The organism is Microbacterium sp. 2RAF4 (assembly GCF_052115285.1).
GTDB classification, from domain to species: Bacteria; Actinomycetota; Actinomycetes; order Actinomycetales; family Microbacteriaceae; genus Microbacterium; species Microbacterium oxydans.
In genome coordinates, this window is record NZ_JBFRGI010000002.1 from 839,325 (window position 1) to 865,467 (window position 26,143).

Annotated in this window: 26 protein-coding genes and 1 tRNA gene; 13 read left to right on the forward strand and 14 right to left on the reverse strand. The window is 69.4% G+C overall.

What is annotated here, in order from left to right; translation table 11 throughout:
• The first annotated feature begins 25 nt into the window (after positions 1–25).
• The 4 genes from AB4070_RS08500 (at position 26) to AB4070_RS08515 (ending at position 4,568) form a co-directional block, all read left to right on the forward strand.
• Positions 26–679: a DsbA family protein gene (locus AB4070_RS08500; protein WP_441979688.1), complete on the forward strand. Its 654-nt coding sequence runs from the start codon at positions 26–28 to the stop codon at positions 677–679.
• 89 nt (positions 680–768) lie between these two features.
• Positions 769–1,581 carry a tyrosine-protein phosphatase gene (locus tag AB4070_RS08505; RefSeq protein WP_441979689.1) on the forward strand — a complete coding sequence of 271 codons (813 nt, stop codon included), beginning with the start codon at positions 769–771 and terminating at the stop codon, positions 1,579–1,581.
• Positions 1,582–1,626: 45 nt separating this feature from the next.
• Positions 1,627–3,702 (forward strand): bifunctional lysylphosphatidylglycerol flippase/synthetase MprF, encoded by a 2,076-nt coding sequence (locus AB4070_RS08510; protein ID WP_441979690.1) that lies wholly within the window; start codon positions 1,627–1,629, stop codon positions 3,700–3,702.
• Positions 3,703–3,752: 50 nt separating this feature from the next.
• Positions 3,753–4,568, forward strand: coding sequence for a nucleotidyltransferase domain-containing protein (locus AB4070_RS08515; protein ID WP_441979691.1), 816 nt, complete (start codon positions 3,753–3,755; stop codon positions 4,566–4,568).
• A 3-nt stretch (positions 4,569–4,571) separates the two neighbouring features.
• On the opposite strand, the gene tet(42) is transcribed toward AB4070_RS08515, so the two are convergent.
• Entirely contained in the window at positions 4,572–5,858 is a 1,287-nt protein-coding gene (tet(42), locus tag AB4070_RS08520; protein ID WP_441979692.1) for a tetracycline efflux MFS transporter Tet(42), read from the reverse strand.
• Positions 5,859–5,929: 71 nt separating this feature from the next.
• On the opposite strand from tet(42), the gene AB4070_RS08525 reads away from it, so the two are divergent.
• Positions 5,930–6,535: a TetR/AcrR family transcriptional regulator gene (locus tag AB4070_RS08525; protein WP_441979693.1), complete on the forward strand. Its 606-nt coding sequence runs from the start codon at positions 5,930–5,932 to the stop codon at positions 6,533–6,535.
• Positions 6,536–6,550: 15 nt separating this feature from the next.
• On the opposite strand, the gene arfB is transcribed toward AB4070_RS08525, so the two are convergent.
• From arfB to AB4070_RS08540, 3 genes are all read right to left on the reverse strand, one after another.
• Entirely contained in the window at positions 6,551–6,991 is a 441-nt protein-coding gene (gene arfB, locus AB4070_RS08530) for an alternative ribosome rescue aminoacyl-tRNA hydrolase ArfB (protein WP_441979694.1), read from the reverse strand.
• Positions 6,992–7,074: 83 nt separating this feature from the next.
• A tRNA-Met gene (locus tag AB4070_RS08535) sits at positions 7,075–7,150 on the reverse strand.
• A gap of 87 nt (positions 7,151–7,237) precedes the next feature.
• Positions 7,238–8,224 (reverse strand): helix-turn-helix transcriptional regulator, encoded by a 987-nt coding sequence (locus AB4070_RS08540; RefSeq protein ID WP_441979695.1) that lies wholly within the window; start codon positions 8,222–8,224, stop codon positions 7,238–7,240.
• Between the two features lie 63 nt (positions 8,225–8,287).
• Between AB4070_RS08540 and AB4070_RS08545 the strand changes: the two genes are divergently transcribed.
• Positions 8,288–9,343 (forward strand): ABC transporter ATP-binding protein, encoded by a 1,056-nt coding sequence (locus AB4070_RS08545; protein ID WP_441979696.1) that lies wholly within the window; start codon positions 8,288–8,290, stop codon positions 9,341–9,343.
• Entirely contained in the window at positions 9,340–10,119 is a 780-nt protein-coding gene (locus AB4070_RS08550) for an ABC transporter permease (RefSeq protein ID WP_441979697.1), read from the forward strand. The genes AB4070_RS08545 and AB4070_RS08550 overlap by 4 nt, the downstream gene beginning before the upstream one ends.
• A 158-nt stretch (positions 10,120–10,277) precedes the next feature.
• On the opposite strand, the gene AB4070_RS08555 is transcribed toward AB4070_RS08550, so the two are convergent.
• From AB4070_RS08555 to AB4070_RS08575, 5 genes are all read right to left on the reverse strand, one after another.
• Positions 10,278–11,681 (reverse strand): DUF6716 putative glycosyltransferase, encoded by a 1,404-nt coding sequence (locus AB4070_RS08555; RefSeq protein ID WP_441979698.1) that lies wholly within the window; start codon positions 11,679–11,681, stop codon positions 10,278–10,280.
• Positions 11,682–11,722: 41 nt separating this feature from the next.
• A complete protein-coding gene (locus tag AB4070_RS08560) occupies positions 11,723–12,595 on the reverse strand; it encodes an N-acetylneuraminate synthase family protein (protein ID WP_441979699.1) in 873 nt (290 codons plus the stop codon).
• 93 nt (positions 12,596–12,688) lie between these two features.
• Positions 12,689–13,849, reverse strand: a complete 1,161-nt coding sequence (locus AB4070_RS08565; RefSeq protein ID WP_441979700.1) for a cytidylyltransferase domain-containing protein — start codon at positions 13,847–13,849, stop codon at positions 12,689–12,691.
• A gap of 35 nt (positions 13,850–13,884) precedes the next feature.
• A complete protein-coding gene (locus tag AB4070_RS08570) occupies positions 13,885–15,234 on the reverse strand; it encodes a polysialyltransferase family glycosyltransferase (RefSeq protein ID WP_441979701.1) in 1,350 nt (449 codons plus the stop codon).
• A complete protein-coding gene (locus AB4070_RS08575; protein WP_441979702.1) occupies positions 15,231–16,211 on the reverse strand; it encodes a glycosyltransferase family 2 protein in 981 nt (326 codons plus the stop codon). Before AB4070_RS08575 ends, AB4070_RS08570 begins: the two co-directional genes overlap by 4 nt.
• A gap of 301 nt (positions 16,212–16,512) precedes the next feature.
• Here AB4070_RS08575 and AB4070_RS08580 point away from each other — a divergent pair, with 301 nt between their 5' ends.
• On the forward strand, positions 16,513–17,520 hold the full coding sequence (locus AB4070_RS08580; protein WP_441979703.1) for a hypothetical protein: 1,008 nt from the start codon (positions 16,513–16,515) through the stop codon (positions 17,518–17,520).
• A 9-nt stretch (positions 17,521–17,529) separates the two neighbouring features.
• A complete protein-coding gene (locus tag AB4070_RS08585) occupies positions 17,530–17,835 on the forward strand; it encodes a DUF4229 domain-containing protein (protein WP_441979704.1) in 306 nt (101 codons plus the stop codon).
• Between the two features lie 16 nt (positions 17,836–17,851).
• Here AB4070_RS08585 and AB4070_RS08590 read toward each other — a convergent pair whose 3' ends face one another.
• From AB4070_RS08590 to AB4070_RS08600, 3 genes are read right to left on the reverse strand one after another with little or no spacing between them, the layout of a single operon-like run.
• Entirely contained in the window at positions 17,852–18,826 is a 975-nt protein-coding gene (locus AB4070_RS08590; protein ID WP_441979705.1) for a 1,4-dihydroxy-2-naphthoate polyprenyltransferase, read from the reverse strand.
• Between the two features lie 51 nt (positions 18,827–18,877).
• Entirely contained in the window at positions 18,878–19,168 is a 291-nt protein-coding gene (locus tag AB4070_RS08595) for a DUF4287 domain-containing protein (protein ID WP_441979706.1), read from the reverse strand.
• A 14-nt stretch (positions 19,169–19,182) separates the two neighbouring features.
• A complete protein-coding gene (locus AB4070_RS08600) occupies positions 19,183–19,545 on the reverse strand; it encodes a cupin domain-containing protein (protein WP_441979707.1) in 363 nt (120 codons plus the stop codon).
• 45 nt (positions 19,546–19,590) lie between these two features.
• Between AB4070_RS08600 and AB4070_RS08605 the strand changes: the two genes are divergently transcribed.
• Complete coding sequence (locus tag AB4070_RS08605) at positions 19,591–20,616, forward strand: DUF5937 family protein (protein WP_441979708.1); 1,026 nt, start codon at positions 19,591–19,593, stop codon at positions 20,614–20,616.
• A gap of 15 nt (positions 20,617–20,631) precedes the next feature.
• On the opposite strand, the gene AB4070_RS08610 is transcribed toward AB4070_RS08605, so the two are convergent.
• A complete protein-coding gene (locus AB4070_RS08610; protein WP_441979709.1) occupies positions 20,632–21,090 on the reverse strand; it encodes an Lrp/AsnC family transcriptional regulator in 459 nt (152 codons plus the stop codon).
• A 72-nt stretch (positions 21,091–21,162) separates the two neighbouring features.
• Here AB4070_RS08610 and AB4070_RS08615 point away from each other — a divergent pair, with 72 nt between their 5' ends.
• Together AB4070_RS08615 and AB4070_RS08620 are read left to right on the forward strand one after the other, a co-directional pair.
• Positions 21,163–22,602 carry a DUF6421 family protein gene (locus AB4070_RS08615; RefSeq protein WP_441979710.1) on the forward strand — a complete coding sequence of 480 codons (1,440 nt, stop codon included), beginning with the start codon at positions 21,163–21,165 and terminating at the stop codon, positions 22,600–22,602.
• 143 nt (positions 22,603–22,745) lie between these two features.
• A complete protein-coding gene (locus AB4070_RS08620) occupies positions 22,746–23,426 on the forward strand; it encodes an SDR family NAD(P)-dependent oxidoreductase (protein ID WP_441979711.1) in 681 nt (226 codons plus the stop codon).
• A 41-nt stretch (positions 23,427–23,467) separates the two neighbouring features.
• Here AB4070_RS08620 and AB4070_RS08625 read toward each other — a convergent pair whose 3' ends face one another.
• The gene (locus tag AB4070_RS08625; protein WP_441979712.1) at positions 23,468–25,012 is read right to left on the reverse strand and encodes an MFS transporter; all 1,545 of its coding nucleotides are present in this window, start codon (positions 25,010–25,012) and stop codon (positions 23,468–23,470) included.
• 55 nt (positions 25,013–25,067) lie between these two features.
• Between AB4070_RS08625 and AB4070_RS08630 the strand changes: the two genes are divergently transcribed.
• Positions 25,068–26,141, forward strand: coding sequence for a threonine aldolase family protein (locus AB4070_RS08630; protein WP_441979713.1), 1,074 nt, complete (start codon positions 25,068–25,070; stop codon positions 26,139–26,141).
• The last annotated feature ends 2 nt before the right edge of the window (positions 26,142–26,143 follow it).

Below are 26,143 nucleotides of genomic sequence, written 5' to 3' on the forward strand. Positions count from 1 at the left end.
TCGTACCCGTGTGTCTGGAGACCCCATGAAGAACTCTGTCAAAGCGACCCTGGTCGCCATCGCCGTCGCCATCGTCCTGTTGATCGCCGGGATCGTGTTCGCGATCAGCCAGCAGCAACCCGCCGCACCCTCGGCAGAAGGAGAACCGCAGCAGACCGTCCGCACCGACTCGCATGTGCTCGACGACGGGGGCGACGGCGCGGTGACCGTCGTCGAGTTCCTCGACTTCGAATGCGAGGCGTGCGGTGCCTTCTACCCCGTGGTGGAAGACCTCCGCGAGAAGTACGAGGGCGACATCACCTACGTCGTGCGCTACTTCCCGCTTCCCGGTCACATCAACTCCACGCAGGCCGCGTTGGCCGCCGAGGCTGCTGCTCGGCAGGACCGCTTCGAGGACATGTACCACCGCCTGTTCGAGACCCAGGCGCAGTGGGGCGAGCAGCCCGAGGAGACCCCTGAGGTGTTCCGAGGCTTCGCCGAGGAACTCGGCCTCGACATGGCCGCCTACGACGCCGCGATCGCCGATCCGGCCACCGCGGAGCGCGTGCAGTCCGACAAGACGGACGGTGAGAAGCTCGGGGTGAACAGCACGCCGACCTTCTTCGTCGCCGGGGAGAAGGTCGTGCTGCAGGAGTGGGATGACCTCGAGCAGGCCATCGAGAAGGCCGTGAACGGCTGAGACGGCGGGCGGGCGCGCGCGGCTTCCGTGTCGAAGCCGCGCGCTCTCGTCACACCGATATTCTGGCCGCACACCCAGGAGAGGCCAGAATGACCATCGACATCTCGACCGCCTTGCAGACGACCCACAACGCCCGCGAACTCGCGGGGCTCCCGACCTCCGACGGCGGGATGCTCGCCTCCGGCCTCCTCTTCCGGTCGGACGCGCTGGCTGCATTGACGGATGAGGGGATGCAGGCCCTGACCGATCTGCGTATCGGCACGGTCATCGACCTGCGCACGGACGGCGAGCGCTCCCGTGCCGCCGACCGACTGCCCGACGACGGCAGCGTGACGCTGATCGAACTTCCCATGCAGGGTGGGGCGATGGACGAGATGGTCAAGAGGTTCCTCCCCGCGGCCGGGAGCGCGGGTCTCTCCGTGACCCAGGTCGCCGAGGTGCTGAAGCAGGTGCCGACTCTGGAGGAGCTCTACACCTCGATCCTGGAGTCCAGTGCCCCGCAGTTCGCCACCATCGCCAGGACCGTGCTCGCCGCCGCGCGCACCGAGCGGCCGGGAGTGCTGTTCCACTGCACCGCGGGGAAGGACCGCACCGGCCTCGCTGCTGCGATCCTGCTGCTCGTCGCGGAGGTTCCTCGTGAGGAGATCGTCGCGGACTACACCCTCACGGAGAAGAACCTCGCGCGCGGATTCGCCGAGGCCCTCACCGCGCTGATCACCTCGCTCGGGGTCCCCCTCACCCCGGCGCTGAAGACCCTCGCCACCGAGTCGCCGGCGTCGGCGATCGAAGCGGCGATGGAGTGGATCACCGCGAATCACGGAGATGTGTCGGGGTACCTGCGCAGCGGTGGCATGACGGACGAGGAGATCGCCGACCTCCGCCGGGTTCTCCGCGGCGAGTAGGAGCGCCCTCCGCGGCGGCGCCACCTCCCTCGCTACGCTGAGCGCATGACCGAGGAGCACTCCCCCTCTCCGCATCCCGCGATCGCCGTCGTACGGCGCATCCCCGCGACGCTGACGATGGTGCTGCTGATCCTCGTGGTCGGGGTGGCCTCGCGCGGACTCTGGACACCGTTCGAGGACACCGCACTCTTCCCGACCGTCGCCTACGGTCTGCCCAGCCTGACCGATGGCAAGTGGTGGACTCCGCTCACCGGCACGTTCTTCGTCAACGAGCCATGGGTGTATGTGTTCACCCTCGCGGGCTTCTGGGGCATGGCCTACCTGGAGTTCCGTCGCGGGTCGCGCGTCGCGCTCGCCTACTACTGGATCGGGCAGCTGTTCGCGATCTTCGCCACCGCGCTGCTGCTGTTCGTGCTGTCGCAGTTCCCCTGGGCCTGGGCGACGGAGCAGGCCCAGGCACTCGACGTGGGGGCATCCGGCGGCACCATGGCCTGCATCGCCGCCGCGGTCGGGCTGTTCCGTCCGCCGTGGCGAGTGCGCGGCTGGCTCATCCTGCTCGGCTTCGTCTTCATCGCGATGCTGTTCTGGGGCAAGGTCGCCGACCTCGAACACCTCCTCGCGGTGCTGTTGATCCTCATCGTCGACCGGTCGCTTCGGGTGCGCCACACCACCGTCCGCGAGCAGCGGCTGATCGCCGTGGTCGCGATGCTCGTCCTCGGCGCCGTCGAGATCATCACCACGTTCGTCGCGACCGACGGCCCCTTCGGCCAGACCGATCCCGCGTCCGGCGGATTCATCGACCTGGCGATCGACCTCGTCGTGATCCTCGTGCTCGTGAACGGCCTGCGGCGCGGGCGCCGCTGGACCTGGGTGCTCGCGCTGCTGCTGGGGATCTTCAACGTCCTCACCGCGACGCTCGTGCTGATCCTGATCACGGTCTACAGCCAGGCTCAGGTCGACTTCCGTTGGGATGGAGACACCGAGCTCGCTCTGGCGAACGGGTTCCTCTGGCTGATCATGCTCGTGTACCTGATCTGGGTACGCCGCGCCTTCCGCGCCAAGCGGCGAGCCAAGCTCGGCATGCAGCCCGCCCCCACCGTGGACGACATGAAGCAGCAGCTCCGCACGCACGGGGGCGGCACACTGTCATGGATGACGACATGGGAGGGCAACAGCTACGCCAGAGTCATCGGCGGCATCGTGGCCTACCAGCGGCGCAACGGCGTCGCCCTCGCCCTCGCCGACCCGATCGGACCGGCGCAGACGCGCGCCGAGGCCGTGACCGACTTCATCCACGCAGCGGAACTGGCCGGTCTCGTGCCGTGCTTCTTCAGCGCCGACGAAGCCACGCGCGCCGCCGTCCCCTCGACGTGGCGGAGCATCGTGGTGGCGGACGACACGATCGTCGACCTCCCCGGCCTGGAGTTCACCGGCAAGCGCTGGAACTCCGTGCGCACCTCGCTCAACAAGGCGGGCCGCGAGGAGATGACGTTCCGGATGACGCACCTGAAGGCCGAGCCGTGGGGTGTGCAGCAGCAGCTGCGCGCGATCTCGGAGGCCTGGGTGGGAGACAAGGATCTCCCGGAGATGCGTTTCACACTCGGCACACTCGACGAGGCGGAGGACCCGGAGGTGCGACTCGCGCTGGCCCTCGCTCCGAACGGCGACGTCGACGGGTTCCTGTCGTGGCTGCCGGTCTACGGCGAAGGCGGCGTCGTGCGCGGCTGGACCCTCGACCTCATGCGGCGTCGCGAGGGCGGCTTCGGGCCGGTGATGGAGTACCTCATCGGCTCCTCCGCCCGCCAGTTCGCCGACGAGGGCGCACAGATCATGTCGCTCTCAGGGGCACCGCTCGCGCACGACTACCCACCGGATGCCGGGATGATCGCGGCGCTCAGCGACCGGCTCGCCGAGGCCCTGGAACCGGTGTACGGCTTCGGGTCGCTGCACCGCTTCAAGCAGAAGTTCCACCCGCGGTACGAGACCATGTACCTGCTGTTCCGTGACGAGAGCGACCTCACCCGCATCGGCGGAGCGCTCACCAGGGCCTTCCTCCCGGACGCGACCCTGCGGCAGTTCGCCGGTGCAGGGCTCGAGCTCGTCCGCGGCGGCAAGGACTGACGCCGGCCCGATCCGCACCGGCGGCGAACCGCACGAGTACGATCGGTGTCGTGCTCGACGAAGACCGCCTCCGCTCCATGGCCGACGACCTGGGCCGGGTGCCCGGGGTGCGAGCCGTCGCGCTGGGAGGCAGCCGCGCCCGAGGGACACACCGCCCCGACTCCGACATCGATCTGGGTCTCTACGTGGACGCCGATGTCGACAGGGCCGCCCTCGCGGAGGCGGCGAGCGGATGGACCGGTGAAGACGTCGAGATCGCCGGCCGCGGCGGATGGGGACCATGGGTCGACAGCGGGACCTGGCTGATCGTCGACGGCGCACCGGTCGACCTCATCCTCCGCGACGTGACCCGCGTCGCGGAGCAGTGCGCCCGCGCCGTCCGTGGCGAGTTCGCCTTCCACACCCAGCCGGGACATCCGCTCGGCTTCCTCGACGTCGCCTATGCGGGTGAGGTGGCGACAAGTGTGCCGCTCTGCGACCAGGACGGCATCCTCGCCGCGCTGGCTCGCAGCGTGACTCCTTATCCCGACGCCCTCCGCGCGGCGTTCGTCGAGAATCTCTGGCAGGTCGACTTCCTGCTGAACGCAGCCACGAAGGGCGCGAAGGCGAGCGATGTCGCCTACGTGGCGCTGTGCGGAACCACGACGACCATGCTGATCGCCCACGCCTGGCATGCGGTTGCCGGCCAGTGGGTGACGAACGAGAAGGGACTGGTGCCGAACGTGGCACGCCTCTCGATCGACACGGCGGGGTTCAGCGCCGCAGCCGCCGCGGTGCTCGGATGCATCGGGACCTCGCCTGACGAGTTGCTGGCGTCGATCGCAGCGCTGAGGGGGCTGCCTCGCCCGGCAACCCCCTCGAACTGAACCTCAGCCGGCCGTCTCCACGAGTGCCGCGGGCGCGTCGCCCGTGGGCTCGCCGGCCGGGCGCTTCGCGGTGTTCGCGATGTGCGCGCGGCTGACGACGATCACCGCGACGATCATGAGCGCGACGCCGAGCCAGTACGGCGCCGCATGACTGACCAGCGCGTAGAGCGCACCCGCGATGAGCGGGGCCGCCGTGCCCATCGCCGCGTTCAGCGACTGGGTGGCTCCGCCGAGCCAACCCTGCTCGTCGTCGCCGACGGCATTGGACATCGCTCCATCCATCGCGGCCTGCGAGGCCCCCTGGCCGGCGGCCAGCATGAGGGCGCCGACGATGAACACCCACGGCTGCGCGAAGACGGAAGCCACGACGGCGAGGGCGGCGAGACCGATCATCTGCGCGACGATGCCGCTCACGATCACTCCGCGCTCGCCGATGCGCGGAAGCAGGATGCCCAGCAGCACACCCTGGATGAGGATGTCGATGATGCCGACGGCCGCGGTCAGGAGTCCGATCTGGGTCGGTCCCCACTGGATGGAGTCCAGGGCGAGGACGCTGAAGTTGTTCACGAAGAACCCGAACGGCAGCGCGAGCAGACCGAAGCCGATCATCAGCCCGCGCAGCTCCTTGCGTCCGAACGCCTCCTTGAAGACGGCGAAGGGCTGCACGTCGCGCATCTTGATGGTCGCGATGCGATTGCCCGGCTTCAGACTCTCCGGGAGGAGGAAGATGCTGAGGATCGCGATCGTGAGGGCGACCGCGGCGGTGAGGAACACCGGAAGCTGGATGCTGATCGCGGCGAGCAGTCCTCCGATGGCCGGACCGATCATGGTGCCGATCCCCGAGAGCGCACCGAGGAGGCCGAAGCGCTTGGCCCGCTGCTCGGGCGGAGTGATATCGGCCAGATAGGCGAAGAGGGCGGGCAGGTCACCCGCGGTGAGGCCCTGGACGACCCGGGCGAGCACGAGCACCCAGAGGGCGCCGCCGAATCCGAAGAGCGCCATCGAGAACGCGGCGCCGAACGCGGCGACGATGATCACGGGGCGGCGGCCGAAGCGGTCGGAGAGGCGCCCGAGGAAAGGTGCGACCAGGAAGGCGCAGAGGCCGTTGACCGCTTCGAGCACGCCGACCCAGATGGCCAGGTCGCTCTCGTGCGAGACGTACTGGAGCACGACGAAAGGCAGGACGGGGAGGACGACCGTCATGCCGATGACGGTGAGCATCGTGAGCACGATGAGCATGATCCACGCGCGGTTCTGGTCCCGTCGCGTGAGAGAAGTGGGTGAATTCATACCAGAAGTGTAGTCATACCAGTTTTGGCGTCAAGCCAGTTTTATAGTCGGTTCACGATAGGCTGTCGGGTATGACGAACTCCGCACCCCTCGGTCGCCGCGAACGGAAGAAGGCCGCGACCCGCAAGGCGATCTCCGACGTCGCGACGGCCATGTTCCTGGAACGCGGCTTCGACGAGGTGAGCATCCGCGAGGTCGCCGATGCCGCAGACGTCTCCCCCACGACCGTGTTCGCGCACTTCCCCCAGAAGGAGGCGCTGGTGTTCGACGAGGACGACGAGCAGCGCGATCGCCTGGTCGCCGCGGTCCGCGAGCGCCCGTCGGGGAGCACCATCAATCGCGCGATCCACGACTTCTACGCCTCCGAGCTCCGCGCGAACGTCGACGAGCACGGCGACGAGGTCACTCGCACCTTCATGCGCTTCCTGAACGAGACGCCGGCGCTGCGCGACTACGCGGCGAAGATGTGGCTCCGGCACGAGGACGCCCTCTCCGACGCGATCGCCGACGAGCTGGGGCTCGACGCCCCCACCCCGGAGATCCGGGTGTACTCGCGGTTCATCCTGCAGATGCAGTTGCTCGTGAACGAGAACGACGACCCGTTCGGAACACTCGAAGCGGGATTCGTGATCCTCGAGAACGGCTGGGCCCCGGTCGAAGCGGGCCTCAACGACTGAGCCGGCGTCGCAGGTTCAGTCGTCGCGGGGGCGCCGACGCAGGCTCTTGACGTCGGTGCGCCGCTGCTTCGCCTTCAGCCGACGTTCCTTCGATCCCCGACTCGGCTTCGTCGGACGTCGCGGCGGAGCCGGCGGTCGCAGTGCATCGCCCACGAGAGCGACGAGTCGATCGCGCGCCGCATCCCTGTTCCGCAGCTGCGCACGGTGCTCCGAGGCGGCGATCGTCAGCACGCCGTCGACCAGACGACCGCTCAGCCGGTCGAGCAGTCGCTCGCGTTGATGCGGTGAGAGCACCGGCGAGCGCGCCGCATCCCAGACCAGCTCCACGCGGGAATCGGCCGTGTTCACACCCTGACCGCCCGGACCGGACGACCGCGAGAAGCGCCACGACAGCTCGGCCTCGGGGATCATGAGACCCGACGAGACCCGCAGACCGGGGCGATGGGCGGAGGGCATACCTCCATCATCCGCCCTCGCGGAGCACCCGCACCGCACCCGGGAAGGGGCGGCATCTCGGGAACCGGGATGCACCGATGGAATGGACGCGACGGCGGGAGTCGAACCCGCAACGCCATCAGGTATGAACTGAGGCCCGGGACCGCCCGGATCGCCGCGATGGGAATGACGTTACCCGGGCGTGATCTGACCCGCCAGGACCGTTGCCTGGGATAACCCTATGAGTCCCGGGATGACGTCGCTGCGTCACTCGGCGTCATCCGGATCCGGAGCGTCCAGGGCGCGCAGCAGGCGTCCGACGGCCTCGCGGAGCTCACTCCGATGCGGATCAGACAGCGCAACGGTGTACTCGACGCCCTCGGGGATCCAGAGCAGTCCGTACATCGCCTCGCGCCAGTCGGAACCCCCAACGGGCCACCGCGTGCGGTCTTCGCCCGCAGCCGTCGCGCCCTGCCACCACGGCCCGAAGTGCTCCTGCATCTCGGCGAGCGGCAGCTCCATCACCGCGGCGGCCTCGACCTTCTGCGGCGACCACGACGAGGCGACGAGCACCCGTTGCTCGATCTCCTCCTCCGTGATCTCGCGCCGCACGAACAGCACGCGGGTGTGCTCGACCCCGACGATGCGGTCGACGCGGAACGTGCGCCAGTCCTCGCGGTCGAGGTCCCAGCACAGCAGGAACCACTTGCGCCCGGCGGGGGCCAGGGCATGCGGTTCGGTGCGCCGGACGCTCTCCCGCCCCTCGCCGTCCACGTAGCGCAGTCGCAGGCGTTCGGTGTCGCGGGTGGCGAGGGCGATCTCCCCGAGCACCTCTGGCGAGACCACGGGGCCTTCTCCGATGCGCGGCGCCTGCACCGATGCGGCGAGCGCGTTCACCCGCTGCCGCAGTGCCGACGGCAGCACCTGCTCGAGCTTCGCCAGGGCGGTGAGCGTGACTTCGGGTCCGCCGACCAGTTGCTGGGTCGCCGCGACGCGGAGCCCGATCGCCATCGTCACCGCCTCGTCGTCGTTGAGCAGCAGCGGAGGGACGGCGCTCCCCGCTTCGAGCCGGTAGCCGCCGGCCGCCCCTGGGGTCGATTCCACGCGATATCCGAGCTCGCGCAAACGGTCGACGTCGCGGCGCACGGTGCGCTCGGTCACTCCCAGCCGCGTGGCAAGCTCGGTTCCCGGCCAGTGCCGGTGCGTCTGCAGCAGGTTGAGCAGGGCCAACGCGCGGGAGGTGGTGTCGGTCATGCGTTTCAGGTTGCCAGATGATGCGGACATGATCTGTCCGCATTTGTTTCTAGCCTCTCCTCCATGAACGAATCCCTCATCGAGACCGAAGGCCTGACCAAGGTCTTCACCGTCAAGAAGACGCCGGTGCACGCCGTGACCGATGTCTCCTTCACCGCCGTGCGCGGAGAACTCGTCGCCTTCCTCGGGCCGAACGGCGCCGGCAAGTCGACGACCCTGCGGATGCTGACGACCCTCATCCCGCCCACGTCGGGCCGAGCGAAGGTCGTCGGGCACGACATCCGCACCGATGCCGCGGGAGTCCGCGCACGCATCGGCTACGTGGGCCAGCTCACCAGCGGCAGCTTCTCGCAGCGGGTGCGCGATGAACTGCTGAGTCAGGGTGCGTTCTACGGGATGTCGCGGCGCGACAGCATCCGGCGGGCGGACGAGCTGATCGAGTCGCTCGATCTCTCGTCGTTCGCGGCGCGCAGCGTTCAGCAACTGAGCGGAGGGCAGAAGCGCCGGCTCGACATCGCGCTCGGCCTGATGCACGCACCTCCCCTGATCTTCCTCGACGAGCCTTCCACCGGACTCGATCCCCAGAGCAGAGCGAATCTCTGGGAGCACATCCTGGATCTGCGCACCCAGCACGGCACCACGGTGTTCCTGACGACGCACTATCTGGAGGAGGCCGACCGCTATGCCGAGCGCGTGATGGTCATGGACAAGGGGCGCATCATCGCCGACGACGACGCCGCCTCCCTCAAAGCCACACTCGCCGGTGACGTGCTCACCTTCGGATTCGAGGATGCCTCCGAGGCAGTGAGGGCCCGCGCCGTGGTCGCCCGCCTTAGCCCGGCCGAGATCGCGGTCGACGACGCCGCGATCTCGCTCGCGGTGCAGGACGGCGATCGACTGTTGCCGGTGATCGTGCGCGAACTCGACAGCGCCGGCATCCTCGTCCGCCGCGCGACCGGCGTGCCGCCGACGTTGGACGACGTCTTCCTCGCCCTCACCGGCCGCACTCTGCGCGAGGCCGGCGAAGGAACCGATGCCACGGGCGACGCATCCGATTCGGCCGCCGCTGCCGACACCCACAGCGCTTCCCAGAACAGCACGACAGGAGTCCTCTCATGACCGCCACCGACACCCTCGTGCGCCCGAACCTCGCACGCGACACGAAGAACGTCCTGACTCGCGAGCTCCGGCCCGTGATCCGCGATCCGTTCACGCTGATCTTCAGCCTGCTGCAGCCGCTCATCTTCCTCGGGCTGTTCGCCCCGCTGTTGATCGGCGACTCCGGGCAGCCCGCCGGCGAGACACTGGCCTGGTTCGTCCCTGGAGTGCTCGTGATGATCGTGCTGTTCGGCACCGGATCGACAGGGTCGAACCTGCAGTACGAGATGATGACCGGCTCGCATGAGCGGACCCTGGTCGCTCCGCTCGCCCGTTCCTCGCTGCTGGTCGGACGCGCTCTCAAGGAGATCGCACCGATCGTCGTGCAAGCCCTGGTGATCGTGCTGATCGCCTGGCCGTTCGGCTTCGCGGCCGACATCCCCGGGCTGCTCATCGGGCTCGCGCTGCTGGCGGTCTTCGGGGTGGGCCTGGGGTCGCTGTCATACTCGCTCGCGCTGGCGACGAAAGACCGGGAGTGGCTGTTCTGGGGCGTGCAGCAGTCGCTGATCTTCCCGCTGCTGATCCTCTCCGGCATGCTGCTGCCGCTCGACGCAGCACCCGAATGGATGCAGGTCGTCGCCTCTGTGAACCCCGTGAACTGGGTGGTTCAGGCCGAGCGTGCACTGTTCGCTGGTGACCTCGGCGACGCGACCGTGCTCTGGGGCTGGGTCTCGGCACTCGCGGTCGCCGTGGTCGGACTCATCGTCGGGGTGCGCGCGATCCGTCGCAGCAGCTGAGCCCGTCCGTGGGGCGCCGCGGCGAAGGGCCGAAACCCAGACGCCGCGGCGCACCATCGGCGTGTCCCGCCTCGACACACCGCCGACATCACGCTCGGTCTGGGTTTTGGCAGCGACAGCCGCGGGCGGGCAGCCGCGGCCGCCGGCGGAAGGCGCACTCAGCGGCGCAGGGAGTCGTCGAACGGATTGGGCTCGAGCGTGTAGTCGGTCGAGGCGTCCGCCCAGGTGCCGCCGTTCGCGGGGACCCGGTGTCGACGCAGGGCGGCGAGAGCCCTCGTCGCAGGCACTCCCACGGCGAGCGCCGCTCTTCCGCGCACCGTGCGCTCTTCGGTGCCGAGCACACTCGCCCGGTGCCAGGCCTCGTGCAGCGATCCGCCCCTGGCCGCCGGCACCCGCCGCGCAGGCAGTGCCCCTGAGCGCCGCAGCGCCACGAGTCGCTCGACCCGCTCCCACCACGTCGACTCGCTCTCGGGGTGGAAGTAGTTGTCGCGCAGCCAGTCGGGGTGCGGATGCCGGAAGCGCCCTGCGACGACCTCGCTGCGGCCGCCGAGCAGACCGCTGCCGACGAACACGGTGTTCAACAGGCTCTTGCTCACCCCGAACGAGTCGAGCGCTATTACGGGGATGCCGAGAGCCGTGGCCTCGATCGCGGCGGTCGAGCTGACGGTGACGAGTCCTGCGGCCCTCTGCAGTGCGGTGCTCATCGAGTCGTAGGAGAACACCAGGTTCTCCGGAAGGCGAGACGGCAGCAGCCCCGCATACGGTTCGCGTTCCAGGTGCGTCTCCGACTCCCCGGGCCGCGAACGGAGTTTGACCACCACTCGGCGTCGGGGCTCGGCCTCGGCTGCCCGCACGAGCAGGGCCGCGATCTCGGCGCGATGCTCTTTCGCCGCAGGGACGAGAGCCTGCGCGGCGAAGACGATGTCCGTCGCGGGCGGCCGCACCGGCGCGGTGGGGGCCGGGCGCTCGGCGACGGCGACACCGCCTCGACTGCTGACGACGGCGTCGACCCTGAGCCGCTCCGGGCGCAGCATCCGTTGACGAAGCCGGGCGAACGGAAGGGTCGCGAGCGCCACCGGCGTCTGCACCCCGATCCGATCTCCGAGCTCCTCGAAGGCGCGCACCTCACGGTGGGAATGCACCACGAGCAGGTCGGTGTGACGGCGATAGTCGAGTGCACCGCGCTGTGCGGGGATCGCCATGCCCGGCAGCCCCGAGACGGTCACAGGTCGATGCGGAAGGGCGTCGATCACACGTCCCAGCAGGCGCACGAAAGGTCCGCGCCCGGCGAGCAGCACCACATCGGGGCGCTGACGCGTCAACCAGTCCGCCGTCTCCGCGAACCCGAGGCGGGTGACGTCCCGCGGTCCGAGGCCCGTCCCGGCCAGCGCCGACCGCTCCTGCTCGGCACTCGCGGTGAGCGGGGTGCGCACGAGCACCAGATGGGGACGCAGCCCCGGCACCGCGCCGAGCAGGGACGCCGCCCACTTCACGAACGAGTCGGCGTCCGCGATGGCGACGACGCGCAGACCGGTGGCCTCCGTCATGCCAGCTTTCGTCATGCCAGCCTTCGTCATGCCCGCCTCTGTCATACCCGCCTCTGTCATACGGCGACGCGGCGCAGCTTCGCCATCGGCGCCCGCTCGCTGTCGAACACCCGCTTGACCCCGTCGCCGGTCGCGCGCTCGATCACCCGGATATCGCGCACGAGGTGCTCCAGCCCCGTCGGCTCGAGCGATGCCGCGTGGTCGGACCCCCACATCGTGCGGTCGAGCGTGATGTGCCGCTCGACCGCGACCGCCCCGATGGCCACCGCGGCCAGCGAGATCTGCAATCCGCGCTCATGCCCGGAGTAGCCGACGGGCACGCCGGGATAGCGGTCGCGCAGCGTCGCGATCACGCGCAGGTTCGCCTCCTCGGGCTCCAGCGGGTAGGTCGAGGTCGCGTGCATGAGCACCACGCGGTCGGTGCCGAGGGTCTCGAGCGCACGGTCGATCTGCTCGATGGTCGACATGCCGGTGGAGAGGATCACGGGCTTGCCGGTCTCGCGCAGCGCGATCAGCAGCTCGGTGTCGGTGAGACTCGCCGAGGCGACCTTGTGAGCCACGACGCCGAGGTCCTCGAGGAAGTCGACGCTGGGCACATCCCACGGGGAGGCGAACCAGTCCAGCCCGAGCATCGTCGCGTGGTCGCCGATCTCGACGTACTCCTCACGACCGAACTCGACCCGCCGGCGGTAGTCGAGGTAGCTCATCACACCCCAGGGCGTCTCGCGGGGGACGTCGCGCATGTGCTCAGGAGTCGAGATCTCCGGTGTCCGCTTCTGGAACTTCACCGCATCGGCGCCGGCCCGAGCCGCGACATCGATGAGCTTCTTCGCGATGTCGACGTCGCCGTTGTGATTGAGGCCGATCTCCGCGATGACGTAGGCCGGACGACCGCCGCCGATCACTCGTGAGCCGATGCTGACAGTCATGATTCCTCCGGTGTTCGAGCGTTGGTGCAACCCCTCCCTCCTGACTACGGGCCGAGGATGAACACCGGGAGACCGCCGGGTTACCGGCATCGGTCAGCTCGACAACACCCGTTCGATCAGCTCGCGCACGGCGCCCTCTCCGCCCCGGCGGCGCAGGACCACACGAGCCTCTTCGATCACCAGCGGATGCGCGTTCGCGACCGCGACCGGCCACCCGACGATCCGCATGGCCGGCAGGTCGTTGACGTCGTTGCCGAGATACGCGATGTCGGCGAGCGGCACCCCGTTCTCGTGCGACCAGGTGCGCAGCGCGCTCTCCTTGTCATCGATGCCGTGCAGCACGGGCACCCTGAGCTTGTCTGCACGAGCACGCACCACCGGGTTGACCTCGGTCGACAGGATCAGCAGCGGCACGCCGGCCCGACGCAGGAGCGCGACACCCATGCCGTCTTCCCGGCTGACCCGCACCTGCTCCCCGCCGTCGGCATCGACGATCGCGGTGTCGTCGGTGTGCACGCCGTCGAAGTCGGTGACCACCGCGCGCACCGGGATGGGCTCAGACACGTCGTGCAGAGCGGCGAGCGCACGGGCGACACGGAGCTGCTCCGCATCGTCGATCTCGATCGCGGTCCACTCCGGCACGGGGGCGATACGGATCCTGCCGAAGAAGCGGTGCCTGCTCTCTCGGAATCCGGCGGCCCTGAACACGTAGAACGCCCCGGTCTCGAGGTGGTGGGGCTCGCGATCCTGCCTGCGCGGACGATGCGCGGCCTCGTGGTTGATCGCCGCAGCTTCACCGTGTTCGTTCTCCCGCCAGAGGAACCCGTACGTCTCGTGGGCCGCGAAGACGCTGTCGGCACGGTCGGCGCGGACCTCCTCCACGGCGGCGGCGAGCGCATCGCTCGGAATGAACGGGGACGTCGCCTGCAGGAATGCCACGACATCGACGCGGTCGCCGCTCGCTTCGAGGGCGTCGAGAGCGTGCAGGATCGCGCTCTCCGAGGTCGCGGTGTCTCCCGCGAGCTCCGCGGGGCGCCGGACCACCCTGGCACCCGCGGCAGTCGCCATCGCGGCGATCTCGTCATCGTCGGTCGAGACCACGACCAGGTCGATGCCCGCGGCACGGGTGGCCGCGCGCACCGCGCGTTCGACCAGCGGCACACCACCGACGCGCTGCAGATTCTTGCGCGGCACCTGCTTCGATCCGCCGCGTGCCGGGATGATCGCCACCGTGAGGGGTCCCTGCTCTTCCATCGTCCTGGTCCTCGTCCTCGTCGTCATCCTCGTCGTCATCGTCCGCGCACCGCCCGCCAGACGCGCCCCGCACGCCGCCGCGCACCGAGGACGTGCAGTCGCCACTCCTCGATCCTGCCCACACCTCCGGCGGGTCGCAGTGCACGACGCACGGCGTTCTCGACCGGCGCGCCGGGTAGCCGCAGCTCGGCGAGCCTTCGCGACGAGAAGTACCGATCCCGCTCGGCCGGGTCGAGATCGTGCAGCAGCTCCTCGGCCCGCCCCCGCAGATGTCCGGCGATCTCCGGCTGCATGGCATAGCCGACCGCGTCGATCAGCAGCTGGAGTCGGGCGGGGTCGGTGTAGGGCGAACCCTCGCGCGTCAGGGCGTCGACCAGAGTCACGGGAATCCGGTTGCTGTTCTCGAACGGCTTCAGTGCCGCGAGCACCGCGTCGTTGCCGGCCGACCCGATCGCGCGCCCGAAGAGCGTGCGTACTGTCGGCAGCGCGGTGGAGAACCCGGCGACGACGGCCAGGGCATCGATCCGCTCGGCGAGCAGCTCCGCCGCGAGCGGACCGCGATACTCGACGAAGTCGATGCCCCGCTCGATCGCACGCGCCCCGACGGCCGTCGTCACGAGGGGCGGCGCGCCCGGATGCGGCTTGAACACGATGCGTCGTGGTCGCCACTGCGCCGCGCGGTCGATCAGACGCTTCTGCAGATCGATCTCCTCGGCCACCGAGACCAGGCCGAGCGCCGACAGGTACTGGCCGAGCACGAGCACCGTCGAGGGGGAAGCCTCCAGGAGCGAAGACTCCCCGACGTCCGTCTCCCGCAGAACCGCGGCGAACGACGCCGGCGGCACCGGCACGATCCGCGCACCCGGCGATCCCACGAGCGGCTTGACGCCCGGCACGACGTCGGCATGGACGACCCGCTCGATGCGTGCGGCGACGGGATACGGCATCCGCACCCGCATCGGCGCATAGGTCATCAGCCCGTCCCCGATGATCGTGATCCGCGCCCGGGGGAACAATGCCACCAACGTCCTGGCGGGTGCCACCTGCGGGCTCTGCACGAACAGTTCCAGCTCGCGAGGGTCCACACCCCACGCGCGCGCGAACAGGCGCTCGAGCATCGGGAGATCAGCGGCCTTCGGCTCCCAGGAACGCGGATGCCGCGGCATGAGCATCTCATCGAGCGGCTCCGTGCGGTCGAACCGCGCGCGCAGCGACACGAGCGCCGCATCATCCGCGATCCCGGTGACGGTCTCGGGCACCGTCGAGGAGGTGAAGGGCACAAGGATGCGCTCGCCGCGGGCCTCGTCGTCGATCAGTCCGGCATCCATCGCGGCCACCGCGGTCGCGAGTCCATAGGCGCTGTGCAGCGCGAAGACCTGCGTCATCCGGCACGTCCCGCCCGACGGAGGACGCGCGCGAGGACCCGCCGGCGCGGTCCGTCGAGGCGGCCCAGCACGATGGCCACCTCATCGGACGGAAGTCGACGGAGCATGCGGAGGATCCCCGTGCGCACCTCGCCGCGCAGCTGCGGGCTCATGCGGCGGGCGCGCACGAGGTGGTGGGAGCTGAGGGCGAGCACCGTCCAGACGACCTTCGGGAGAAACCGCTCAGCCTCGCGATCCCGTTCGACGAGCGAGATGACCTCGTCCATCGCCCTGGCGAAGTCGAGCTGCCTCCGGTCGCGGGCCTGGGTGAGCGATGTGGCCACGCCCCGCCGGTAGAGCAGCGCGGGCGCATCCACCACCGCGAACGACTCCGCCTGCAGATGCAGTCGCCAGATCCACGGTCGGTCCTCTGCGGTGAACAGCCCTTCGGTGAACGCCGCCAGGCCACGGTCGATGAGCCGGCGGTGGAAGAGCCCCGCCCAGGCGTACGGGTAGTCGACCATCGTCGACTCGTGCTCCGGCAGGATCGCGTCTCGCGGAGGAAGGACCCGATCGCGCCACGGATACGGCGCCCGGACGAGAGCGCGCGTCCCACCCCTCACCGTGACGTGGTCGGTGCGCACGAAATCGCAGTCGAGCTCTCGCAGCCGCGAGGCGAGCACCTCGAGCCGACGCGGCTGCATCCAGTCGTCGCCGTCGAGGAAGCAGAAGGCGTCCCCCTCGACGTGCGGCAGCCCCTGATTGCGGGCCGTCGCCAACCCGCGCGCGGACTCGTTGCGCAGTACCTCGGCGCGGGGGAACCGCTCCGCGTACCGCCGCATGAGAGCACCCGTGTCGTCGCGCGAGCCGTCGTCGATCGCGACGAGCTTCACCGCTCCGAGATCATCGAACTGACGAGTGAGCGTCTCGAGCGTCGTCCCGATGTACGCGCCGGCGTCTTTCGCGGGCAGGATGACGGTGACGAGGGGTGTGCGCACAGGACTCCAGGACGGGGACGGTGTGCGGGAATGGTCGCAGGCGGTCCTTGCCGGACGGCGACGCGGAGGTGAACGACGGGTGTCCGTGCACTCGGGAAGCAGGCACTGAGGTGTGGTCCCGTACCCGAACGGAACCACACCTCCCAGTGCATCGCACTGCCGAACGAGACACGTTCGGGACGCGGTGTCGCAGATGCGACACCGCCTGCCACGCGGCCGACTGACCCCCATCAGACGACCACGAGACGCTCTTGGTCGTCGCGCCGCCCCGTATGAGAGGAGAGCGCGACCCGACAGTAACATGATACATGTCAGCATCCCGGCTGCACTCCGTCTCGCGACTCCCGTGGTCCGGTTCGCCCCCACCGGCCGGATCGGCGACGATGGGGAGATGCTGTGGCCCTTCGGATCGACCTGGCGTCCCGTGCGACAGCGGCGGCGCGACACCGTCGACCTGCGCTGGCTCAGCGCCAGGACCTGGACCAGGCGCTGGTACCCGCAGGGCGTCGACGTCGGCGAATGGCGCGGCCGACGCACGCTTGCCGTGAGCTGGTTCCGCCAGGAGCTGTCGGGAGAGCATCTCGCCTCCCGCGTGACGCTCGTCGATCTCGAGCGCTCGCGTCACCTCGACGTCCTGCTCGCGACCGCCGACGACGAGGGCGAACTGCACCCGGCGCGGATCCACGCCGGCGGACTCGCGTGGTTCGGGGATCGGCTGTTCGCCGCTGCGACGGGCCAGGGCATCTGGGAGTTCGATCTGTCGGACATCCGTACCGTGCGCGGCGCTCTCGCGCAGCGACTCGCCGGGTCGAACCGGCGCGGCGGCCGCAGCACCGCACTCGTCGCCGTGCGTACCGAAGTGCACCCCATCGCCCTGCGCTGCTCGTACCTCGGGCGGGTGTTCGACGACGAGGGCGCCCCGCTCGCACGCGTGCTCATCGGCGAGCATCGCCGGGATGAGAGCGGAAGGATCGGCGAGTTCGCGATCCCCGTCGACCTCGCCGGCGAGTTCACCGAGCTCGACCGCTTCACCCCCGGCATCGCGCGGATGCAGGGCGCCGTCCGCTGGGGCCGGCATCACTTCGTGTCGCAGTCCGACCGCCTGCACCCCGGCACACTCTGGAGCGGCCGACGCGAGGCCCTGGCTCCGGACCCCGTCCCTCTCCCCGTCGGGTGCGAGGACCTGGCTCTCGACCTCGAGGCCGGACTGCTGTGGTCGCTCGGAGAGCATCCGTGGCGACGGGTGGTGCGCGGCATCCCCGTGGCCAGGCTCGGGATCGGCGACGAGGGCTCCCGACGACGAACGTAGACTGGAGGGGTGAAGAAGCCCGCGCCTTTCCTCGTCTACACCGTGCTGCGGCTGCTGGCGTTCCTCGTCCCGCTCGCCATCCTCTGGTTCTTCTTCCCGATCTTCCGAGAGTTCTGGTGGCTCGCCGCGATCTTCGCCGCGCTCATCGGCATGAGCATCTCGATGCTGTTCCTGCGCACACCGCTCACCGACGCGTCCGCCCGCCTGCAGGAGCGCCGCGAGAGCCGTTCATCCGGCGGTCAGGACGACGCCGACGCCGAGGACCAGGCGATCGACGAGTCGAACGATCCCGTCGACGGCGACGCCAGGGCCTGAGGCCCGGCGGGCCGGATCAGCCCACGAACGCCCAGAACAGGGCCCCGGCGTACAGCAGCGACGTCAGTGAGGTGAGCGCGAGAGCGGTCACCAGCTCCTTCGGCTGCCGATACGACCAGACGATGGCGATCGCCGGCAGCCCGGCGAGCAGCGCCAGCAGGGAGATCCACGCGATCGGGAATCCCAGTGCCAGGAATGCCGCGATGCCGAACGGCGCGAGCACGAAGAGCGTGAACAGCACCTGAGTGGCCCTGCGGCCGATCAGCACCGTGAGGGTGCGCTTGCCCACCTCACGGTCCTGGTCGATGTCGCGCAGATTGTTGGCGAGCAGCACGGCGCAGGCGAACAGACCTGTCGCGATCGCGCCGAGCCACGCCTGCTGCGGCAGGGCGAAGATCTGCACCCAGGTGGTGCCGAGCGTGGCGACGAGTCCGAAGAACACGAACACGAACACCTCGCCGAAGCCGTAGTACCCGTAGGGCCGCTTGCCGCCGGTGTAGAACCATGCGGCGACGATGCAGGCGGCGCCGACGGCCAGCATCCACCACTGCCCGGTGCGGATCACGATCCCCAGACCCACGAGAGCGGCCAGCGCGAAGAACACCAGGCCGATGATCAGCACGGTGCGCGGCTTCACCCGCCCCGAGGCCGTCAGGCGCGCAGGCCCGACCCTGTGGGCATCGGTGCCACGGACGCCATCGCTGTAGTCGTTCGTGAAGTTCACGCCGATCTGCAGCAGCACCGCCACGGCGAGGCACGCGAGCGCGATGACCCAGTGGAACTCGGGGCCCGTGCTGCGCGCAGCCCCCGTGCCGATCACGACCGGTGCGATCGCGAGCGGGAGGGTGCGCAGGCGTGCGGCACCGATCCAGTCCCCCACCGTCACAGGCCCGGCTTCGACCGCCGGACGCTTCGCCGGGTTGCCACTCGTGCGTACCGGCGTGCGCTTCGCGGTCGGGTTCTTCTTCTTGCGCTGGGAGGATGCTGCCACGCAGGGAATCCTACTGGCCGACCCGATGTCGGGCCTCAGCGGGACGGCGCATCAGGGGTTCGGGTTGGTGTCCTTGCCATCGAGCCACAGGGTGTCGGACCGGTCGCCGTGGGCGCCGCCCTTGCCCACGTGCTTGTCGCCGATCTGCGGCCCCTTGGTGATCACGTGCACGAGGGCCATCGCGTGGCCCTGTCCCAGTTGGTAGTCCTCTTTGAGCCACGCGACGATCGGCGTCGCCTTCGTCGTCTGGTCGAACCCCTTCTCGGTGGCGAGTTCGATGAACTGCCGCGGGGTGAGGCCGGTCTTGGTCTCGATGTTGTCGAGGTATGCCTGGAAGGACATGTCTGCTCCGATGCTCAGTCCTCGTCGAGGAACGTCTGGATGATGGTGGCCGATGCATGGATGCCGATGATCTTGAGCACCCCGTCGCCGGCGTTGGTGAAGCGGTGCGGCACGTACGCGGGTCCGGTCGCGGTGTCGCCCGCCCCGGCCACGAAGGTCTCCTCGCCCACCGTGATCGAGGCGATGCCCTCGATCACGACCCAGGTCTCAGGATAGGGATGCCAGTGCAGCCCCGGCCCCTCCCCCGGCTGGTTCTCCACGAAGAAGTACGACACGGCGGCGCCGTGCTCGGCACCGACGAACCGGCGGCTGCGCCCCGTGCCGATGCGGATGTCGGCGCCGGCGACGACCGCGGAGAGAGGCGGCGTGCTGTTCATGGCTCCAGTCTCGACAGAGTCGCCGGCAGTCCCTAGAGTTTCGATGTGGATCGAAACTCCCGTCCGGTCGAAGGCATCGAGCACCCGGACCATCGGGTCGAGTTCCACCTGAGCCCCGGCGACGTCGAGGCGGTGCGGTTCGGCATCTCCCCCGGGCACGAGTTGGCGCACGCGGTGAGGGTGCTGCGACGCCCGTCCGCCCATCCGCTGCAGTGGGGATGGCTGCGCGCCGTGCGCGACCGGCTCCCGCGCGACGACTTCGCACTGCTCGCCACCGTGATCGGCGACGACGGCTACCTGCCCGACTTCCTCACGACCACGCCCCGGTGGGATCTGACTCCCGAGGCCGAGCTCGACGAGCTGCGCGCGGCACCTCTCGACCCGATGCGCGTCGACTTCGGGAAGATGGTGCAGCGTTCGACCGGCGCCCGCCGACAGGCCCTGCGAGAGATGCAGGATCACCCCGAGCGCGCCCGCGGGATGATCGCCGACGGGTGGGCCGCCGTATGGGAGGCGGCACTCGCCCCGGTGTGGCCGCAGCTCGAACGTCTGCTGCGCGCAGACATCGCGGTGCGCGCCCGCACCATCGCGACTGCGGGTATCGCCGGGATGGCAGGAGACCTGCACCGGCAGGTGACCTGGGGCGCGGGCGCCGTCCGCGTCTCCCTCCGCCGCCACAGCGAGCAGGTCGACTGCCGTGGAAGCGGGTTGGTGCTGGTGCCCTCGGTCATGTCGTCGTGGGGGTGCATGGTGCTCACCGAGCCTCCGGCGCAACCCACCCTGTTCTATCCGGCCCGCGGAGTCACCGCAGGCTGGGCCCGAGATGCCGCGGACATCGAGGACGCTCTCGGCGCCCTGCTGGGACCGGCGCGGGCGGCGATCCTGCTCCGGGCCGGCGCGGCCCGCACGACGACGCAGGTCGCGCACGATGCGGGCCTCGCGATATCGACGGCCTCGCATCACCTCTCGGTTCTTCGAGACGCCGGCCTCGTCGCCAGCGAACGCGACGGCACCCGGATGCACCATCTGCGCACGCCGCTGGGCGAGGCTCTGGTGGGCGCCGCGCTCTGACGCCCGCCGTGGGGGCTACTCCGCGGAGCTCACCGGGATGATCGGACGGTGCTCGTAGTAGGTCTGCAGCACCACGGTCGTCCGCGTGCTGACGTTCGCCGCGAGTCTCACATCGCGCACGAGTTGCTCGAGCGCGCGCGGCGACGGCACCCGCACGAACAGCATGTAGCTCGCATCGCCGGCGATGGAGTGACAGGCCTCGATGGCATCGAGGTGCTCGAGCAGTTCCGGGGCGTTGTCCGGCTGGGCGGGGTCGAGCGGCGTGATCTCGATGAACGCCGAGAGCGGCGTGCCCACCTGTTCGGGGTCGAGGATCGCCCGGTAGCCGGAGATGACACCCCGCGTCTCCAGCCTGCGCAGGCGCGACTGCACAGCCGACACCGACAGCCCCACGGCGTCGGACAGCTGTGAGAGCGTGGCACGGCCGTCGCGGGAGATGGCGGTCAGGATCGCGCGGTCGACAGAGTCATCCATGGCTGTAAGATTATCGTCAGGATTCCGTTTATACAGGAATCTTTCCGTTGAATACTCCGATCGGAGGTCCCGATGTCCCTTCTTTCCGCCAACAGTTCCGCTGTCCAGGCCATCGTCGGCGAACCCGAGGTCGTCGAGGACGCATCGATCGCCGAGCAGTCCGCGGCCTGGGCGCAGCTCAAGGACGCCGCGATCGCCATCCGGGAGATGCAGATCAAGGACGGCTCGATCCCGGACCTCGGGCACCACGCGGCCGCCCGCGAACTCGTCGCCGCGATCACCGCCGCGATCCGAGCCCTCGCGCCCGCCTTCCCGCATGACGCCGAGTACCTCGCCGCCTCCGTGGTCGACTTCGACCGCTGGGTTTCGGAAGACTTCGGCGTGCCCGACTTCCTCGACTCGCTCGTGGCCTTCCAGCCGCAGCAGAACCGCGTCGACGGCATCCGTCACCTCGTCGTCTTCCCGATGTACACGCAGAACGGATCGAGCGACCGCCTGGTCGAAGCGCTGATCGTCGAGACGATCTGGCCGGAGTTCATCGCCGCGCTCGAAGCCGGCGACTACGGCAACAAGCTGTTCGTCTCGCTGCGCCTGGTCGACTTCACGCCCGGCTACGACACCAACTCGGCCGTGCTGTTCCCCGAGACCGTCGCGATGCGCGAGATCCCGACGTTCACGTGGGGCGCGATCTTCCAGGACCGCGAGGCCGCCCGCTACCGCCGCGTCACGCGCGCAGCCGCCGAGATCACCAACCTCGACCTGCCGGAGCGCGCGAGCGCGATGCTCGACGATCAGCAGATGGCCGAGAAGACGTTCGTGATGTGGGACATCATCCACGACCGCACGCACATGCGAGGCGACCTGCCGTTCGACCCGTTCATGATCAAGCAGCGGATGCCGTTCTTCCTCTACTCGCTGGAGGAGATGCGCTGCGACATGACGGCGTTCCGCGAGTCCGTGAAGATCGAGCGCGCCCTCGCGGCGCGCATCGAAGCCGGCGAGGAGCTCACCGCGACCGAGCAGGAGATGCACGACTACGCGCACCTCGTGCAGTACGCCGTGATCTTCGACCGCATCTTCCGCTTCTCGATCACCGGCACCCGCACGCGCAACTACGACGCGGTGGGCGGCCAGCTGCTGTTCGCGTGGCTGCACCAGCGCGGTGTGCTGCACTGGACCGACACGGCCCTCGCCTTCGACTGGGAGAACGTGCCGGACGCCGTGGTGGCGCTGGGCGATGCGATCGACGACCTGTACTGGCACTCGATCGACCGTCCCAAGGTCGCTCACTGGCTCGCCGCCTATGAGCTCGTGCGCGGCACGCTGACGCCGCACCCGGCCTCGCAGTGGGCCCGAGGCCTGCCCGACGAGATCCTCGCCGGGGCACCCAAGGGCTACACGGATGCGGTGATGGATGACGAGTTCCCGCTGTCGATGTTCTTCGAGACCCTCGACAAGAAGATGAAGCCGGTCATCGAGTCGACCGTGGGCATCCGCGGCACGGACGACTGATGACCACGCGCGCACCGCGCGCGTTCCGAGTGTGACGCTGGGGCGCACCGCGCTGCGGCCGGAACCTCTCGTGCGGGATCTCCCGCAGGTCCCGGCCGCAGAAGCCCCTCCGATCCGGAAGAGTGGACGACATGGCTGAACACATGGCTGAACACGTAGCTGACGGGGTTGGACGCACCCAATCGACGGCTTCCGGACGCATCGTCCTGCTCGCCGGGGCCACCAGTGCGGCCGGCCTCGCCGTGACGCGTGCGCTGGTTTCCGCGAAAGCACGGGTCGTCGCGACCGGCCGCTCGGAGGAACGCCTGCGGGAGCTCGCAGATGCCGGCGCTCAGGTCGAGGTCGCCGATGCGACCTCTCTCGACGAGATGACCGCCCTGGCCTCGCGGTTCGGCCCCGTGGACGCGGTGGTTCCGCTGGTCGGTGGCTGGCGCGGAGGCGGGGGCTTGGCCGGACAGTCCGACGAGGACTTCGCCGCTCTGCTCCCTGCGCTCGACGCTGTGCGCGCCACGAGCCGGGCATTCGACGGTGCGGTGCGTGCCTCCGACGCCGGACGCTTCGCGATCGTCTCATCCACCGCCGTCGCGCGCCCCCTCGCCGGCGGCGCGAACTACGCCGCGGTCAAGGCCGCGAGCGAGGCTTGGGCGCGAGCGGTAGCCCAGGGCTACGCCAAGGCCGCACGCGAAGCCGACGAGCCCCTGCGCACCGCGTCCGTGGTGTTCCGTGCCAAGGCGCTCGATCCTGACGCGTTGGCCGCCCGGATCGTCGCGCTGTGGGATGAGGACGCGACCGCGCTCAACGACCGAGTGCTCGACCTGGGCTGATCGTCGTCCCGACACGCCCCGCTCCTGGACGGCGGTCAGCGTCAGCGGGAATCCGGAGGCATCCCGGGAACCACGGGCGGAGCATCCGCACGTCGAGCCTCGCCGACGTCTCGCGCACGCTCCCGGTCGACCGAGACCGCGTCCGCGTCCGCGTCTGCGTCCGCGTCTGCGTCTGCGTCTACGTCTGCGTCTGCGTCTGCGTCTGCGTCTACGTCTGCGAACTCATCTCCGCCCTCATCCGCACCCTCCGGCTCCGGAGCGTCGATCTCCTGATCCGGAGCTTCGGCGTAGAGATCGGTGAGTTTGCGATAGGAGCGCGTGAAGAAGGCCAGCGTGGCCGCGACGACCATGATCAGTCCGGCGAACAGGCAGATCAGTGCGATGCCCCGCGCCTCCCCCTCGCCCAGCAGCCACCCCCACTGCTGCTGCCCCTGGGCGGTCCTCATGTAGGGGATGATCAGGAACTCGGCGATCGGCGCGATGAGGAAGGCCGTGAGCGGAGCCGCAGCCGCTTCCATCGCCGCGGCCACACCGAACACACGACCCTGGCGCTGGAACGGCACGACCTTCTGGATCACGGTCTGCTCCGCGGCCTCGACCGGAGGTACCAGCGCCATGTACACCCACATGCCGACCACGTAGAGCGGCCACCACTCTCGCAGCATGAACACCGACCCGAGCAGCCCCATCGCGATGACCACGAGCAGCATCGTGCGCATGGGCTTGGGACCGAGGCCGAACTTGGCCACCAGCCCGCCGCCGACGAGGAATCCGGTCGAGGCGAAAGCCAGCGCGAACCCCCAGGTCTGGGCATCGAACAGCGTGAGCCCGTAGGGGTCCATGAGCGCCATGTAGACGCCGCCGATGAGGTTGTTGAACGTGGAGAAGATGATCAGGGCGAACAGCCCGGGAGCCAGCCGGATGGCCTGCACGCTTCCCCGGAAGTCGAGGGCGCTGGAGGCGTTCGGGTCGGGCTCCGGAGCGCCCTCAGGGATGCGGATGAACAGCAGGTGCGCGAAGGTGAGCGCCATGGCGGCGATGGCGATCGCCAGGGTCCATCCCATGCCGAGGAAGCCGATCGACAGTCCAGAGAACACGCTGGTGACCAGGAAGGCGATGCCCTGCACGGTGCCGACCAGACCGTTCGCGTTCGCTCGCTTCTCCTCGGGGATGAGCAGGGTGACGGTCGTGGACAGCGCGATGTTGCGCAGCTGCTCGATCACGCCGCCGAAGAGGATGATGCCGGAGAACAGCCAGAACCACGGCCCTCCCAGATCGAGCAGCGCCGCCTCGGGCTGCCAGAGGTAGAGCACCCCGGCGACGAGGAAGGAGACCGCGGAGATGATGCTCGAGATCACCATGACGGTGTGCTTGCGGTTGCGATCGACGATCGTGCCGAACACCATCGCGAAGAACGCGACGAACAGCATGTAGGCGCCGCCGATGATGCCCGTGGCCAGCACCGACTGCGTCTCGATGTAGACCCAGAACGTCAGCGCGAACCACAGGAAGCTCGTCGTCACGTTCGCGATGAGCGTGTTGACGAGGACGTTGGCGAAGGCTCTCTTCGCTGCCGTGCGCTCCATGGTTTCGAGGGTAGAGCGGGGCGGGGACATCCGGAAGGGCGATTAGGCTTGAGCGGTGAGCATCCAGCATGACCCCGCGATCCGTGGCTTCGCCAGTGACAACTACTCCGGTATCCACCCCGACGTCCTCGCGGCCATCGCCGCGGCGAACGGAGGCCACCAGAGCGCCTACGGCGAGGACGCGTACACCGCGCGCCTGCAGGAGGTCTTCCAGGAGCACTTCGGCGAGGGCGTCGAGGCGTTCCCGGTGTTCAACGGCACCGGCGCCAACGTGACCGGCCTGCAGTCCATGCTGCCGCGCTGGGGCGCCGTGATCGCCGCTTCGACCGCGCACATCAACGTCGACGAGGCCGCGGCCCCGGAGAAGATCGGCGGCTTCAAGCTGCTGACGGTGCCCACCGACGACGGCAAGCTCACGCCCGAGCTGATCGACCGCGAAGCCTGGGGCTGGGGCGACGAGCACCGCGCGCAGCCGCTGGTCGTCTCGATCACCCAGACCACCGAGCTCGGCACGCTGTACACGGCCGAGGAGATCCGCACGATCGCCGACCACGCACACGAGCGCGGAATGAAGCTGCATCTCGACGGTGCGCGCCTCTCCAACGCGGCAGCGGCCCTCGACCTGCCGCTGCGTGCGTTCACCCGCGACGCCGGCGTCGACGTGCTGACCTTCGGCGGCACCAAGAACGGCGCCATGCTCGGCGAGGCCATCGTCGTGCTGAACCCCGACGCCGCCGACGGCCTGAAGTACTCGCGCAAGTTCAACATGCAGCTGTCGTCGAAGATGCGGTTCGTGTCTGCGCAGCTGATCGCGCTGCTCGAGAGCGACCTGTGGCTGCGCAACGCGAAGCACGCGAACGCCATGGCGGCGCGTCTGCGTTCGGAGATCGAGGCGGGCATCGCCGACGGGTCCATCCGCGGCGTCGACTTCACGCAGCCGACCCAGTCCAACGGCGTCTTCGCCACGCTCCCCGACGGCGTCGCCGACCGGCTGCGCGACTCGTTCCGCTTCTACGACTGGGACGCGGCGCGCAAGGAGGTGCGCTGGATGTGCGGCTTCGACACCGAAGAAGCCGACGTCGACGCGTTCGTCGCCGAGCTCTCGCGCCTCACCACCGCCGGCGCCTGAGC

What these genes read in the sequence shown, in the direction of transcription:
- AB4070_RS08500 (WP_441979688.1), top strand. Translation starts at nt 26, where the DNA reads ATGAAGAACTCTGTCAAAGCGACCCTGGTCGCCATCGCCGTCGCCATC.
- AB4070_RS08505 (WP_441979689.1), top strand. Translation starts at nt 769, where the DNA reads ATGACCATCGACATCTCGACCGCCTTGCAGACGACCCACAACGCCCGC.
- AB4070_RS08510 (WP_441979690.1), top strand. Translation starts at nt 1,627, where the DNA reads ATGACCGAGGAGCACTCCCCCTCTCCGCATCCCGCGATCGCCGTCGTA.
- AB4070_RS08525 (WP_441979693.1), top strand. Translation starts at nt 5,930, where the DNA reads ATGACGAACTCCGCACCCCTCGGTCGCCGCGAACGGAAGAAGGCCGCG.
- arfB (WP_441979694.1), bottom strand. Translation starts at nt 6,991, where the DNA reads ATGCCCTCCGCCCATCGCCCCGGTCTGCGGGTCTCGTCGGGTCTCATG.
- AB4070_RS08540 (WP_441979695.1), bottom strand. Translation starts at nt 8,224, where the DNA reads ATGACCGACACCACCTCCCGCGCGTTGGCCCTGCTCAACCTGCTGCAG.
- AB4070_RS08545 (WP_441979696.1), top strand. Translation starts at nt 8,288, where the DNA reads ATGAACGAATCCCTCATCGAGACCGAAGGCCTGACCAAGGTCTTCACC.
- AB4070_RS08550 (WP_441979697.1), top strand. Translation starts at nt 9,340, where the DNA reads ATGACCGCCACCGACACCCTCGTGCGCCCGAACCTCGCACGCGACACG.
- AB4070_RS08555 (WP_441979698.1), bottom strand. Translation starts at nt 11,681, where the DNA reads ATGACGAAAGCTGGCATGACGGAGGCCACCGGTCTGCGCGTCGTCGCC.
- AB4070_RS08560 (WP_441979699.1), bottom strand. Translation starts at nt 12,595, where the DNA reads ATGACTGTCAGCATCGGCTCACGAGTGATCGGCGGCGGTCGTCCGGCC.
- AB4070_RS08565 (WP_441979700.1), bottom strand. Translation starts at nt 13,849, where the DNA reads ATGGAAGAGCAGGGACCCCTCACGGTGGCGATCATCCCGGCACGCGGC.
- AB4070_RS08570 (WP_441979701.1), bottom strand. Translation starts at nt 15,234, where the DNA reads ATGACGCAGGTCTTCGCGCTGCACAGCGCCTATGGACTCGCGACCGCG.
- AB4070_RS08580 (WP_441979703.1), top strand. Translation starts at nt 16,513, where the DNA reads ATGATACATGTCAGCATCCCGGCTGCACTCCGTCTCGCGACTCCCGTG.
- AB4070_RS08595 (WP_441979706.1), bottom strand. Translation starts at nt 19,168, where the DNA reads ATGTCCTTCCAGGCATACCTCGACAACATCGAGACCAAGACCGGCCTC.
- AB4070_RS08600 (WP_441979707.1), bottom strand. Translation starts at nt 19,545, where the DNA reads ATGAACAGCACGCCGCCTCTCTCCGCGGTCGTCGCCGGCGCCGACATC.
- AB4070_RS08610 (WP_441979709.1), bottom strand. Translation starts at nt 21,090, where the DNA reads ATGGATGACTCTGTCGACCGCGCGATCCTGACCGCCATCTCCCGCGAC.
- AB4070_RS08615 (WP_441979710.1), top strand. Translation starts at nt 21,163, where the DNA reads ATGTCCCTTCTTTCCGCCAACAGTTCCGCTGTCCAGGCCATCGTCGGC.
- AB4070_RS08620 (WP_441979711.1), top strand. Translation starts at nt 22,746, where the DNA reads ATGGCTGAACACGTAGCTGACGGGGTTGGACGCACCCAATCGACGGCT.
- AB4070_RS08625 (WP_441979712.1), bottom strand. Translation starts at nt 25,012, where the DNA reads ATGGAGCGCACGGCAGCGAAGAGAGCCTTCGCCAACGTCCTCGTCAAC.